The sequence below is a fragment of the Streptomyces griseus subsp. griseus genome (genome assembly GCF_003610995.1).
In the GTDB taxonomy this organism is placed as follows: Bacteria; Actinomycetota; Actinomycetes; order Streptomycetales; family Streptomycetaceae; genus Streptomyces.
This window is the reverse complement of sequence record NZ_CP032543.1, coordinates 6,430,629-6,443,889: the sequence shown is the minus strand read 5'-3', so window position 1 is coordinate 6,443,889 and position 13,261 is coordinate 6,430,629. Positions and strand designations below refer to the sequence as shown.

The following is a 13,261-nucleotide window of genomic DNA, read 5'->3' as shown; positions in this document are numbered from 1 at the left end:
GCCTCCACCCCTGCTGTACGGGGGTTCCGACCGCCCGCCATGGCCTGATTTCAGCCACGAGGGGCCCGCTGGCGGCGGTACATACCACGGCCCGCACCTCCGCACCAGAGGTGAACCCCTCCCGGTGGCTGAGAAGTTCCGGCAGCCGCATGAGTACCGCCTCTCCGTCAAACCGGCGCGCCGGGCTTCTAGAATCACCTCGCACCCGACGCACCGACGACTCGGGCGGGGCGCGGGGCAGGGGGACGACGGGGGTCCGATGATGACGAAGTACAGGCGCAACGGGGCACGTGTGGTGGCGGTCGCGGCGACGGGGGCCCTGCTGGCGGGGTGCGGGAACGCGGGGACGAAGGCCGGGGAGGATCCGAAGCCGTCGAACTCCGTGCGGCAGGCCGGGGAGCCGGTGGACCCGTCCGGGACGCCTGAGCCGAAGAAGCCCGCGGAGACCAAGGAGCCGGGCGCGCTGCCGAGCGCCTACGAGTTCACCCCGGACCCGGCCCGGGTCCCGAGGACGGCGGCCGAGGCCCGCAAGCTGACGCGTAATGCCGCGCTCGGGGAGGCCGACTGGACGTCGGGCATGGTGCGCGGCACGCCGTACGAGACCGCCGGGACCTGGACCGTACTGGCCGATTCCTGTGTCTGGAGCCGGAGCGCGCTGCCCGGCGGCGTGCTGGACTCCTTCACCCGGCGCCTCGACGTCCCGGCGAAGGACGGCAAGGGGCGGGTCCGGGGGTCGGTGACCGTCACGGTGCACAAGACCGTGGAGGGCGCCGACCGGGAGATCAAGGACACCGTCCAGGAGAGCTTCCGCTGCCCGTCGCAGGAGCTGGGCGGCGGGCAGCGGCTGAGCGGACTGATGTCGCTCCAGTTCGACCAGAAGGACGTGCGCAACGCGGACGCCTCGCTCTTCGAGGCCGGGGGGTACACCGGTCCCGGCTCGGGCGGGACGCAGGACTACGTCTGGTCCAAGTCCCGGATCGGCCCGGTCACAACGGCGGTCTCGGTCAAGGGCGCCAAGGGGTACGAGACCACCGACCTGCTGCGGATCGCCGCCGAGGGCGGCGCCAAGGTGCTCTACCGCGTCGAGTTGGAACTGAAGTGACCGTAGAACCGGTCCTGTTGGCGAGAGCGTCCTCGGGCGCACGACACGATTCAGGGATGTAACCGCTGATGGAACCGCTCCGTTCCACGGACCCGGCGCGGATCGCCGGGTACCGCATCCTCGGCCGGCTCGGCGCCGGGGGCATGGGCGTGGTGCTGCTGGGGCGGTCGCCCGGCGGCGCGCTGGTGGCCATCAAGCTGATCCGGGCCGAGTACGCGGACGACGCCGGGTTCCGCACCCGGTTCCGGCGCGAGGTGGCGATCGCCCGGCAGGTGCGCAACCGGTGGGCGGTGCCGGTGGTCGACGCCGACACCGAGGCGGCGGCGCCGTGGCTGGCCACCGAGTTCGTGCCGGGGCCGGCGCTGAGCGAGGCCGTGGGCAGCGGGGCGCCGCTGCCCGAGCGCAGTGTCCGGGCGCTGGGGTCGATGCTGGCGGAGGCGCTGGAGGCCGTCCACGGGGCGGGGCTCGTCCACCGCGATGTGAAACCCGGGAACGTCCTGCTGGGTCTCGACGGCCCCCGGCTGATCGACTTCGGGATCGCGCGGGCCCTGGACGACACGGTCCTCACGGCGACGGACGCGATCGTCGGCTCGCCCGGCTTCCTCTCGCCGGAGCAGGCGCAGGGGCGACGGATCGGCCCGCCGAGCGACATCTTCTCGCTGGGCTGTGTCCTGGTGTACGCGGCGACCGGCGGGCGCCCGTTCGGCAGCGGCCCGGTCGAGGCGATGCTCTTCCGTACGGTGCACGACCCGGCGGATCTGGGCGCGCTGCCGTCCGGACTGCGGCCCGTGGTGGAGGGGTGCCTGTCGAAGGAGCCGGAGGGGCGGCCGACCTCCGGGGACATCCGGCGGGCGTTCGCCGAGGACGCGTCGGGCGGCAGCTGGCTGCCCGGCCCGGTGACCCATCTGATCGCCGAGCGGTCGGCGCGGATGCTGGCCCTGCCCGACATCGAGGCGACCAGCCTGGACGTCGGTTCCACGGTGGCGACGGGCGCCGGGAGCCGGGACACCACGGCCGTGCCGGTCCCCGGGCGGCGGCGGTTCCTCGCCTACGTCACCGGGGGCGCGGTCCTCGCGGCGGCGGGCGGCACCACCGCCTGGCTCGCCACGGCGTTCGGGGACGAGAAGGACCCGGGCGGCGAAGGGGAAGGCGACAAGGCCGCCGCCCGGCCCGAGCTGCGCATCGGACTCCAGGCCGACCTCAGCGGCCCCTCGGCGGCCATCGGCACGGGCCAGGAGCGGGCGGCGCTGCTGGCGGTCGCGGAGCACAACGCCCGTAAGGACGCGCCGTTCACGCTGCGTCTGGTCGCGGCCGACGACGGCGGCGAGGAGGCGCGGGCGAAGGCGGCGGTACGGAGGTTCGCCGAGGACCCGCTGCTGGTGGCGGCGATCGGGGCGACCGGCGCGGACGCGGCGCGCGAGGCGCTGGTGGCGTACGACGAGGCGGCCTTGCCGCTGCTGAGCGTGGTCGACGGGGACACGCGGAACCTCAACCGCGTCTTCCTCTGCGCCCGGCCGCGCAACGACATGCAGATGCTGCCGGTGGCGCAGTTCCTGGGCGCGAACGGACTGGACACCGTGGCGCTGGTGGACGACGGGACGGAGTACGGCCGCCAGACCACGCGGTTCCTGGACGCGGGGCTGCGGGGCAACGGCCGGACGGTCCTCGCGGAGACGGTCCGGGAGGGCACCCGTGACCTGGACGCCGAGGCGGAGCGGATCGTCGCGAAGAAGCCGGACGCGGTGGTGTACGGGGGCGGATGGCGGGATGCCGGCCGGTTGGCGCGGGCGCTGGCGAAGGCGGGGTTCCGGGGGCCGCGGATCGGAACCCAGGCCGTGCACGATCCCCGGTTCCTGGCGGAGGCGGGCGAGGACGCGGCGGGGTGGCTGGTCGTGTCGACGGCCGCCGACCCCGCCTCCGTGCCTTCCGTGCGCGCCTTCGCCGCCGCGTACCGCGAGCGCTTCGACGGTGAGCCGCCGCTGCTGGCCGCCGAGGCCTACGACGCGGTCGGGCTGATCGCGGCCTGCGCGGAGGGGCTGGGCCGGGAGAGCGTGACACGGCAGGACATGCTGCCCGTGCTGCGGTCGACGCGGTACAAGGGCGTGTCCAAGAGCTATGCGTTCGAGGCCGCCAACGGGATGTACACGGGCACCGGGGTCTTCATCTACCGCGTGGAGCGCGGGCGTTTCCGGTACCTCGGAATGGACGGGCGCGAGGTCTGATCAAGTCGGCCGCTCCGGGGCCGTTGAGGGCCCGTCGGGTGTGAGGGGCCGCCATATCGCACCCTGAGTCGCAAATTTGAGCGTCCAGGGCAATATTTTGCGCAGCGGCATAGACTTCCTTGCGGGGATGCTCTTAGCCTCAGGGCGTCCGCAGAGCCCCCGAGCCGCAAGGACGGACCTCCCGTGACCCCTCCCCCACCACCGCCACGCCCCGGCCGCGTCCTGCGGCGTTCCCTGTCCGCCTCCCTGGCGCTGGCCCTCACCGCGCTCGCCGCCGCCACCTCGCTCGTCGTGGCCGGTGCGCCGCCCGCCGCTGCCGCCGCCGTCCCCGCCCCCTCCCCGCTGAACGTCCCCGGACGCGGGGCGACCGTCCCGTTCAAGGAGCACGAAGCCGAGTACGCCGCGACCAACGGCACGCTCATCGGCCCGAACCGGCTCTACGGCTCGCTGCCCTCGGAGGCCTCGGGCCGCCAGGCCGTCACCCTCGACGCGGTCGGCGAGTACGTGGAGTTCACGCTCACCGCACCGGCGAACGCGATGACCTTCCGCTACTCGCTGCCGGACAACGCCGCCGGGACGGGCCGGGACGCCTCGATCGACGTGCGGGTCAACGGGACGCAGCTCAAGAGCGTGCCCGTGACCTCGAAGTACGGCTGGTTCTACGGGGGTTACCCGTTCAACAACAACCCGGGTGACACCAACCCGCACCACTTCTACGACGAGACCCGGACCATGTTCGGCTCCACCCTGCCGACCGGCACCAAGGTCCGCCTCCAGGTCTCCTCCACCGCGCAGTCCCCGACCTTCACCATCGACCTGGCCGACTTCGAGCAGGTCGCCGCGCCCATCGGCAAACCCTCCGGGGCGCTGGACGTGGTGAGCGACTTCGGCGCCGACCCGACCGGCGCGGCGGACGCCACGGCCAAGATCCAGGCGGCGGTTGACGCGGGCCGCGCGCAGGGCCGGGAGGTGTACATCCCGCAGGGCACGTTCAAGGTCCAGGACCACATCATCGTCGACAAAGTGACGCTGCGCGGGGCGGGCCCCTGGTACAGCGTGCTGACCGGCCGGCACCCCACCGACCGCTCAAAGGCTGTCGGGGTCTACGGCAAGTACGCCTCCCAGGGCGGCAGTTCCAACGTGACGCTGCGGGACTTCGCGATCATCGGTGACATACGCGAGCGGATCGACGACGACCAGGTCAACGCCATCGGCGGCGCGCTGTCGAACTCGGTGGTCGACAACCTCTGGCTCCAGCACACCAAGTGCGGCGCCTGGCTGACCGGTCCGATGAACAACTTCACCATGAGGAACACCCGGATCCTGGACCAGACGGCCGACGGGGTGAACTTCCACTACGGCGTCACCAACTCCACCGTCACCAACACCTTCGTCCGCAACAGCGGTGACGACGGGCTCGCCATGTGGGCGGAGAACATCCCGAACGTGAACAACAAGTTCACGTTCAACACCGTCATCCTGCCGATCCTGGCGAACAACATCGTGACGTACGGCGGCAAGGACATCACGATCTCCGACAACGTCATGTCGGACACCATCACCAACGGCGGTGGCCTGCACATCGCCAACCGCTATCCCGGGGTCAACTCGGGCCGGGGCACGGCTGTCTCGGGTACGCACACCGCCGCACGCAACACGCTCATCCGGACCGGGAACAACGACTACAACTGGCAGTTCGGGGTCGGCGCGGTCTGGTTCAGCGGCCTCAACGAACCGATCCAGGGCGCGACGGTCAACGTCACCGACACCGAGATCCTGGACAGCTCCTACGCGGCGATCCACCTCATCGAGGGAGCGAGCAACGGGCTGAACTTCAACCGGGTGAAGATCGACGGGGCGGGGACCTACGCGCTCCAGATCCAGTCGCCGGGCCGGGCCACGTTCACCGATGTCGTCGCGACCCACATCGCCCAGTCCAACCCGATCCACAACTGTGTCGGCGCGGGCTTCCAGATCACCCGGGGCTCCGGCAACTCCGGCTGGTACGCCGATCCGCCCGCCTGCACGGGCGTCTGGCCGGCCCCGGTGTGGACCAACGGCGGTGTGCCGGGAGGCGGCTCCGGCGGCCCGACGGACCCGCCCGGGCCCACCGACCCGCCGGAGGAGACCGGCAACCTCGCACAGGGGCGTGCGGTGAGCGCGACCAGCCACGTCGATGTGTACGGCGCGGGCAACACGGTGGACGGGAACGCCGACTCGTACTGGGAGAGCCGTAACAACGCCTTCCCGCAGTCGATCACCGTCGACCTGGGCTCGGCGAAGGCGGTGAAGCGGGTGGTGCTGAAGCTGCCCCCGGCGGCCGCCTGGGCGACGCGCACCCAGACCCTGAGCCTGCTGGGGTCCACCGACAACACCACGTACAACACCCTGAAGGCATCAGCGGGTTACACCTTCAACCCGTCGAGTGGGAACACGGCCACCGTCACCCTGTCCGACACCCCGGCCCGCTATCTGCGGCTGACGTTCACCGGCAACACGGGCTGGCCGGCCGCCCAGCTCTCCGAGGTGGAGGCGTACACCAGCTGAGCGGAGCGTGGGTGTGGGCCCGGCCGCAGGACGACGGCCGGGCCCACACGTCTGCTCAGGACCTCAGTTCACAACCAGCCTGTCCGGAGCGTCACTTCATGGTGAACGACTTCGCCGCCTCGGAGACCGACGCCGGGCTGATGACCTTCAGTCCGCCGGGGAGCGTGGCGTCCGGCTTCATGATGACGCTCTCCCGGGTGGACGGCGCGGCGGGGTCGGAGAAGTCGTGGGTGACCCCGAACTCGGTGCCGTATCCCTTGATCGTGAGCAGCGCCTTGTCGATTCCCTCACGGGTGAGGTCCTTGTTGTCGCACGCCTTGTCCAGCGCCTCGCCGAAGATGGAGGCCGCCGTCCACCCGCGACGACGCCGTTGTCGAGGACGTCGTTCGGGTACTGCGAGGCGTACTCCTTGGCCAGCAGGGACGGTCCGTCGCCGGGGTCGCCGATGGGCAGGGTGGAGGAGGCGATGTAGTAGTTCTTCAGCAGGGCCGGGCCCGCCTGGGTCTTCAACAGCTGTGGTGCGTAGGCCGAGTTGTTGCCGACGACGGGGACATCGAAGCCGGTGGCCGCCGCGACGCCGACCAGCGAGGCCGCCTGGCGCGGACCCGCGCTGACGACGACGGCCTTCACCCCGGCCTGCTTGAGTGCGGCGACCTGGGCCGTCATGTCGTTGTCGGTCGGCTTGATCTTCTGTTCCACGACCGTCAACCCGGCTTCCTTCGCGGCGTACTGGGAGCCGGTGAGCGCGTTCTCGCCGTAGTCGCCCTCGAAGTACACATGGCCGATCTTGTCGCCCTTGGCGATCCGCTTCTCCCCCAGCAGGTGGTCGATCAGGTTGATGGTCTCGATGTCGTACGTGGCGCCGACGACGCGGATGTACGGGGAGCCGAGCAGGTTCGCCGACCAGGCCTGGGGCAGCACGAGCCCCTTGTCCTTGCCGTCGATGCGCTGCTCCACGGCGGCGACGAAGGGGGAGCCGATGAACTGGGCGAAGCCGAGGACCTTCGGCTCCAGCTCGGTGTAGCCCGCGATGGCCTTCTGCGGGTCGTAGCCGTGGTCCCGTACGGTCAGTTCGATCTTCCGGTCGCAGATGCCGCCCTTGGCGTTGATCTGCTTCGCCCACAGCTGCTGGGCCTGGGTGACGCTCTTGCCGAGCGAGGCGTAGACCCCGGTCATGTCGGTGAGGACCCCGAGGGAGATCGTCGAGGAGGAGACCCCGGGACCCGTCTTGATCCCGGCCTTGTCCTGGTCGTCGCCCTTCCCTTCGGTCGCCTTGCCGCTGCACCCGACGAGGGTGACGGTGAGGGCCGCGACCACGGCCGTGAGCGCTCTGAGTTTCATTTCTTCTCCCCTGATTTCTTCGGACGGGTGACGCGCGGGAGTGCGATGCCGAGGCGGGCGAGGCCGCCGGGCAGGAAGAGGACCACCGCGACCACCGCGGCGCCGTACAGATAGCGGGACGCCTCGCCGGGTGCCAGACCGCCGGTACCGGGGGCGGAGACCAGCGGGAGGGAGTCGCTGTAGTGCGTGAGCACCTGCGGGAGCAGGGAGACGAAGAAGGCTCCGACGACGGCGCCCGCCACGCTGCCGAGCCCGCCGATGACGATCATGGCGAGGTATTCGAGGGAGAGGATCATGCCGAAGTACTCGGGCACGGTCCGCTGGAAGACCAGCGCGAGCAGGACGCCCGCGAGGCCGGCGTACATGGAGGACAGGACGAAGACCCCGGCCCGGTAGCGCGCCACCGGTACACCCATCACGCCTGCCGCGATCCGGTGGTCGCGAATGGCGTTCATCGCCCGGCCCGGCCTGCCCCGCAGGATTCCGCGGGCGAACAGGGCGCTGAGCAGCAGAGCGGCCAGGCCCACGTACCAGAGCTTCTCCGAGGAGCCGAACGGCACGGCCGCGATGACGACTTCGGTGTCGTCGAAGGTGAACCCGAAGAGGGAGAGCGGCGGTACGGCCCGCCCGTTGTAACCCCCGGTCAGGGAGCCCGCGTTGAACAGGACGTGCTGCCCGATGAAGATCAGCGCGAGCGTCGCGATACCGAGGTAGGCGCCGCGCAGCCGCCCCGCGATCGGGCTGAACAGCCCCCCGGCTCCGCCCGCGAGGAGGACGGCGAGGATCGCGGCCAGCCAGGTGGGCAGTCCGAGCCCGGTCAGGGCGTGGCCGTTCTCGGTGCTGCTCTCTCCCGCCAGGATGCAGTAGCCGTACGCGCCGACGGCGAGGAAGAAGGCGTGTCCCATGGAGAGTTGGCCGGTGGCGCCGGTGAGCATGTTGAGCCCGATGGCGCCGATCGCCGCCGCCATCGCGAACAGTCCGGCCTGGAGCCAGAAGCGGTCCAGGTAGAACGGGAGGGCCAGGAGCAGGACGGAGGCGATGAGGACGGCGTACGTACGGGGCCGGCGCAGCCGTTCGGTGAGGCTCTTGGTGCCACCGGGTGCGGGGGCGGGGGCGGTTGTGGCTTCGGGGGCGGCCTCGGCGGTGGTGTCAGACACGGGCGAGCTCCTTCGTGCCGAAGAGTCCCGCGGGCCGGATGAGCAGGACCGCGACCATCACCAGATAGGGCGCCAGATCGCCGATGCCCCGGCCGAGGAAGGAGAGGTCGCTCTGGTAGCCGGTGGCGAGCGATTCGGTGACGCCGACGATGAGCCCGCCGGCGAGCGCCCCGGTTGTGGAGTCGAGTCCGCCGAGGATCGCGGCGGGGAACGCCTTGAGCGCGGCGAGCGAGGTGGCACGCTCCAGGCCGGGGGTCGGGAAGACGGTGAGGAAGAGCGCGGCGACGGCGGCCAGCGCCCCGGCGACCGCCCAGGCGGCGAGCGAGACCCTGCCCAGCTTGATGCCCATGAGGGCGGCGGTCTGCGGGTTCTCGGCGGCGGCCCGCATCGAGACGCCCCACGAGGTGTAGCGGAAGGCCAGCAGGAAGACGGTGATGAGGAGCCCGGCGGCGAGGAACGCGGCGATCCTGGTCTGGGCGAGGGTGATCCCGCCGATGTTCACCACCTCGTTGCCCCACGGGTCGCCGAGCGCGAGGACGTCCGTGCCCATGCGGCGGGTGAGCTCCGTGATGAGGAGGATGTCGACGCCGATGGTGACGATGGCCAGGACACTGTGGTCGCTGCCCCGGTAACGCCGCATCACGAAGAACTCGATGGCCGCGCCGACGGTCGCCGCCCCGGCGATCCCGACGAGCAGCGCGGGCCAGAACCCGATGTCGTCGTGGAGGACGGCGGTGACGTAACCGCCCGCCAACAGCAATGACGCGTGGGCGAAGTTGACGACCTCGGTGGCCTTGAAGATGACGACGAAGCCGAGGGCGATCAGTGCGTAGACCGAACCGATCGACAGGCCGCCGAGGAGGAGTTCGACGAACGTGGTCATTGAGGCGCTCCCAAGTAGGCCTGGACGACGACCGGGTCGTTCTGGACCTCGGCGGGTGTGCCGCCCGCGATCCTGCGTCCGAAGTCGAGTACGGTCACCGCGTCCGCCAGCCGCATCACCACCCCCATGTCGTGCTCCACCAGCACGATGGAGATGCCGAGGCTGTCGCGGACATCGGCCACGACCGCTGCCGTACGGCGGCGTTCGTCGGCGGTCATCCCGGCGATCGGCTCGTCCAGGAGCAGGACCCGGGGCTCCATGCACAGGGCCCGGCCCAGCTCGACGAGCTTCTGCTGTCCGTACGGGAGCGAGCCCGCCGGGCGGTCCAACGCGGTCTCCAGGCCGATGAACGCGGCGATCTCGCGGACCCGGTCCAGATGGCGCCGCTCCTCACGGGCCGCCGACGGCAGCCGCAGGCCGGTGGCGATGAACCCGGAGCGGGTGAGCCGGTGGCGGCCGAGCAGCAGGCTGTCGGCGACGGTCGCGTGCGGCGGGAGCGCGATGTTCTGGAAGGTCCGGGCGACGCCCAGGGCGGCGATGGCGTGCGGCGCGAGTCCGGTCAGCTCGGTGGTGCCGAGGTGGACGGTGCCGCCCGAGGCGCGGTAGACGCCGGAGAGGACGTTGAAGCAGGTGGACTTGCCCGCGCCGTTGGGGCCGATGACGGCGTGCACGCTGCCGGGTTCGACGGTGAAGGAGACCGCGTCGAGGGCGGTGAGCCCGGCGAAGCGTACGGTCACGTCGGAGACGGTGAGGGCGCCCGTGGCGTTGTCGGTGGCGGTCGGGGGTGCCGGTGCGGTCCTCACGCGGACCACCTGCTCAGGGTGCGCCGGTCGCGGGACGCCACATCGGCGTCGGCGGCGGCCTCCTCGTCGACCACGCCGAGGTAGCGGCGGCGCACCTCGTCGGAGGCGGCGAGTCCGGCGGCGGGCCCGTGCAGGGCGACCTCGCCGACATCCAGGACGTACGCGGTCGAGGCGAGGCGCAGCGCGATGGCCGCGTTCTGTTCCACGAGCATGACGGAGGTGCCGCTCGCGTTGATCTCCTGCACGGTCTCCGCGATCCTGGCCGCCATCAGCGGGGCGAGGCCGAGCGAGGGCTCGTCCAGCAGGAGCAGCCGGGGTCCCGCCATCAGGGCGCGGCCCATGGCCAGCATCTGCTGCTCGCCGCCGGAGAGGAGGCCGGCGCGCTGGTGGGCGCGGTCGGAGAGGACCGGGAAGAGTTCGTGGACACGGGTCAGCGCGGCGGTCGTCCGCTTGCGCCCGCCGCGCGCCCCGAGTGCGCCCGCGCGCAGGTTGTCGGCCACCGTCATCCGGGCGAAGACCTGTCGGCCCTCCGGTACCTGGACCACTCCGGCGGCCACCACCTGGGCGGGCCGCAGCCCCTCCAGGGGGCGGCCGTCGAACCGGATGGTGCCGGTGCCCGTACCGCGGTGGAAGCCGAGGGTCCGCGAAACGGCCCGCAGCAGCGTGGTCTTGCCCGCGCCGTTGCCGCCGAGTACGGCGGTGATCGCGCCGTCCGGGACATCGACCGAGATGTCGCGCAGGGCGCGGACCGGGCCGTAGCCGACGGACAGTGCGCGGATCTCCAGCGTTGCCATGCGTCCTCCTCCTTCCGCCTTCTCGTGTCGTGCTCGTGGGTCGTGCTCATCTGTGGGGGTGTGGCGTCGTGTGGTGCCACAGACCAGCACCGGGCGGAGCGCGCGTCCACGGCGCGGGGCGGAGTCGATGCGGGTGACCAGCGATCGAAGGGCCTCGTTGTGCACGCGCACAGAGGCGGCGACGGGCGGGCGCCCGCCCGCGCGGCCGGTGGCATCCTCGTCGGTCACCGGGGAGAGCCGGCCCCCGGTGGAGGGAGGCGGGGATGGGGCGGGACACCGAAGCCGGGGCGCTGCTGGGCCCGCTGCTGGCCGGGTCCGCCCAGCCGCACCAGGTGCGGCGCGCGGCGCAGGGCCTCGGGCTGCCCGAACGGGGGCGTTACGCGGTGGTGGTGCTGGGGGCACCGGCCGTGGTCCCGTCCGACGGGAGCGGGGTGCGGTGGTGCTGGTGCGGGGAGGTGGGGGTCGTCCTGCTGGGCCCGGGAGGTCCCGCCGGACCGGTCGCGCGGCTGGTGGCGGCCGGGGCGGGGCCGGGTGGCGTCAGCCCGGTGGTGGACGGCTTGGCGGAGCTGGGGCTCGCCCGGAGGCTGGCGCGGGCGGCCCTGCTGACCTGCGGGCCGGGGAGACGGGAGATCGTGGCGCTGGAGGGGCGACTGCCGACGGCCCTGGTGGCGAGCGCGCCGGAGCTGTCCGCACGGCTGGTCGCGGAGGTGTTCGGCCCGCTGCTGGTGCTGGCCCCGGCGGAACGGGCGCTGCTGGTGGGGACGTTGGAGGCGTGGCTGGAGTGCGGGGGTTCCGTGGGGCGGGCGGCGGCGCGGCTGCGGTGCCACCGGAACACGGTGTTCAACCGGCTGCGGCGGCTGGAGCGGCTGACCTCACGGTCGCTGTCGCACCCGCGCGAGCTGGTCGAGACGCTGCTGGCGCTGGACGCGCTGCGGCTGACGGGGGTGGGGACATGAGGGGCGGCGGGTCGGGCCGGTCGGCCGAGCCGGGGCGGGGCGGGCGGATCGGGTCGGTGAGCCGGGGCGGCCGGTGAGCCGGGCAGGTGGGCGGGGCGGCCCGTGAGCTGATCCGGCGGTCGGCGCAGAGGCCGGTCCGGCGGTCGGCGCGGAGAGGCGCAGAGGCCGGTCCGGAGAGGCGCTGAGAGCGGACCGGCGCAGGAACAGCAAGGGCCGGCCGTACGTTCCGTACGCACGGCCGGCCCTTGTCCGGCGGTCAGTGCAGGAAGTCCCGCGCGATCGACTCGGCCACGCGTTCCAGCAGCGGTCCGGCCTGGGCCATCGAGACGGCCGGGTCCGGTTCCAGTTCGGCCAGGGCGTAGGCGCGCGCGATGCCCGCCCGCTCAGCGCCTCCTGCGACAGCGCGAGTCGGCCGCAGACCGCGACGACCTCGATCCCGGCCTCCCGGGCCGCCGCGGCGACCCCCGCCGGGGCCTTGCCGTGCAGGGTCTGCTCGTCCAGCGAGCCCTCGCCGGTGATGACCAGGGTGGCGCGGGCGAGCGCGGGGGCGAAGCCGAGGACGTCCAGCATGACCTCGATGCCCGGCCGGAAGCGGGCGCCGAGGGCGACGAGCGCCCCGTAGCCGATGCCTCCGGCCGCACCGGCGCCCGGCAGGGCGGCCTTCTCCGGCCCCAGGATCGAGGCGTAGTGCGCCAGGGCCGCGTCGAGGACCACGATGTCCTCCTCGCTCGCGCCCTTCTGCCGCCCGTAGACCTCGGGCGCGCCCTTGGGGCCGGTCAGCGGGTTGTCCACATCGCTGGCCAGGATCAGATCGATGTCCTTCAGGCGCGGGTCCAGCCCGGACAGATCGGCCTCGGCCAGTCCGGCGAGCCCTCCCCCACCGGGGCCGACGGGCTTGCCGTCCGCGTCCAGGAAGCGGGCCCCGAGCGCGGCGAGCATGCCCGCGCCGCCGTCCGTGGTGGCGCTGCCGCCGACCCCGAACACGATCGTCGCCGCCCCGGCGTCCAGGGCGGCCTTCAGCAGCTCGCCCGAGCCGTACGTGGTGGCCGTGAGCGGGGCGAACACCCCGTCGGGCAGGTGCTGGAGGCCCGAGGCCTCGGCCATCTCCACCACGGCGGTGGAGTCCCGCAGCGCGTACGCCGCCGTCACCGGGTCCCCGAGGGGTCCGGTCACCCGTGCCTCACGGCGCTCGAACCCGGCGGCCACCGCCGCGGCCACCGTGCCGTCACCGCCGTCCGCGACGGGCAGGGTCTCCACCCGTACGCCGGGAACGGCGCGCCGCAGCCCGGCCGTCACCCGCTCCGCGACCTGTACGGCCGTGAGCGAGCCCTTGAACTTGTCCGCCGCGACGAGCACGCGGGCGGTCTCCACATCTGCTCCGTCCGTCACCTTGCATCCCTTGCCTTCGAACAGAGTCGCGCCTCCCCGACCCTATCCGCACGCCCCCTGATCTGCC

Annotated in this window: 8 protein-coding genes and 2 pseudogenes; 4 read left to right on the top strand and 6 right to left on the bottom strand. The window is 72.5% G+C overall.

Annotated elements, in window-relative coordinates:
* The first annotated feature begins 259 nt into the window (after nt 1–259).
* The 3 genes from D6270_RS28925 (at nt 260) to D6270_RS28915 (ending at nt 5,871) form a co-directional block, all read left to right on the top strand.
* Nucleotides 260–1,102, top strand: a complete 843-nt coding sequence (locus tag D6270_RS28925) for a hypothetical protein (protein ID WP_109162749.1) — start codon at nt 260–262, stop codon at nt 1,100–1,102.
* Nucleotides 1,103–1,170: 68 nt separating this feature from the next.
* Nucleotides 1,171–3,324, top strand: a complete 2,154-nt coding sequence (locus D6270_RS28920) for a bifunctional serine/threonine-protein kinase/ABC transporter substrate-binding protein (RefSeq protein ID WP_109162750.1) — start codon at nt 1,171–1,173, stop codon at nt 3,322–3,324.
* A gap of 183 nt (nt 3,325–3,507) precedes the next feature.
* Complete coding sequence (locus D6270_RS28915) at nt 3,508–5,871, top strand: galactose-binding domain-containing protein (RefSeq protein ID WP_109162751.1); 2,364 nt, start codon at nt 3,508–3,510, stop codon at nt 5,869–5,871.
* 91 nt (nt 5,872–5,962) lie between these two features.
* Here D6270_RS28915 and D6270_RS28910 read toward each other — a convergent pair.
* From D6270_RS28910 to D6270_RS28890, 5 genes and pseudogenes are all read right to left on the bottom strand, one after another.
* A pseudogene (locus D6270_RS28910) lies at nt 5,963–7,212 on the bottom strand (ABC transporter substrate-binding protein).
* The gene (locus D6270_RS28905) at nt 7,209–8,369 is read right to left on the bottom strand and encodes a branched-chain amino acid ABC transporter permease (RefSeq protein WP_109162753.1); all 1,161 of its coding nucleotides are present in this window, start codon (nt 8,367–8,369) and stop codon (nt 7,209–7,211) included. Before D6270_RS28905 ends, D6270_RS28910 begins: the two are co-directional and overlap by 4 nt.
* Nucleotides 8,362–9,252, bottom strand: coding sequence for a branched-chain amino acid ABC transporter permease (locus tag D6270_RS28900; RefSeq protein ID WP_093812558.1), 891 nt, complete (start codon nt 9,250–9,252; stop codon nt 8,362–8,364). The genes D6270_RS28905 and D6270_RS28900 overlap by 8 nt, the downstream gene beginning before the upstream one ends.
* Nucleotides 9,249–10,055 (bottom strand): ABC transporter ATP-binding protein, encoded by an 807-nt coding sequence (locus D6270_RS28895; protein WP_109162754.1) that lies wholly within the window; start codon nt 10,053–10,055, stop codon nt 9,249–9,251. Before D6270_RS28895 ends, D6270_RS28900 begins: the two co-directional genes overlap by 4 nt.
* Nucleotides 10,052–10,849, bottom strand: coding sequence for an ABC transporter ATP-binding protein (locus D6270_RS28890; protein WP_109162755.1), 798 nt, complete (start codon nt 10,847–10,849; stop codon nt 10,052–10,054). The genes D6270_RS28895 and D6270_RS28890 overlap by 4 nt, the downstream gene beginning before the upstream one ends.
* A gap of 263 nt (nt 10,850–11,112) precedes the next feature.
* On the opposite strand from D6270_RS28890, the gene D6270_RS28885 reads away from it, so the two are divergent.
* Nucleotides 11,113–11,805 (top strand): helix-turn-helix domain-containing protein, encoded by a 693-nt coding sequence (locus D6270_RS28885; RefSeq protein WP_109162756.1) that lies wholly within the window; start codon nt 11,113–11,115, stop codon nt 11,803–11,805.
* 256 nt (nt 11,806–12,061) lie between these two features.
* Here the strand turns inward: D6270_RS28885 and D6270_RS28880 are convergent.
* A pseudogene (locus tag D6270_RS28880) lies at nt 12,062–13,176 on the bottom strand (glycerate kinase).
* Between the last annotated feature and the right edge of the window lie 85 nt (nt 13,177–13,261).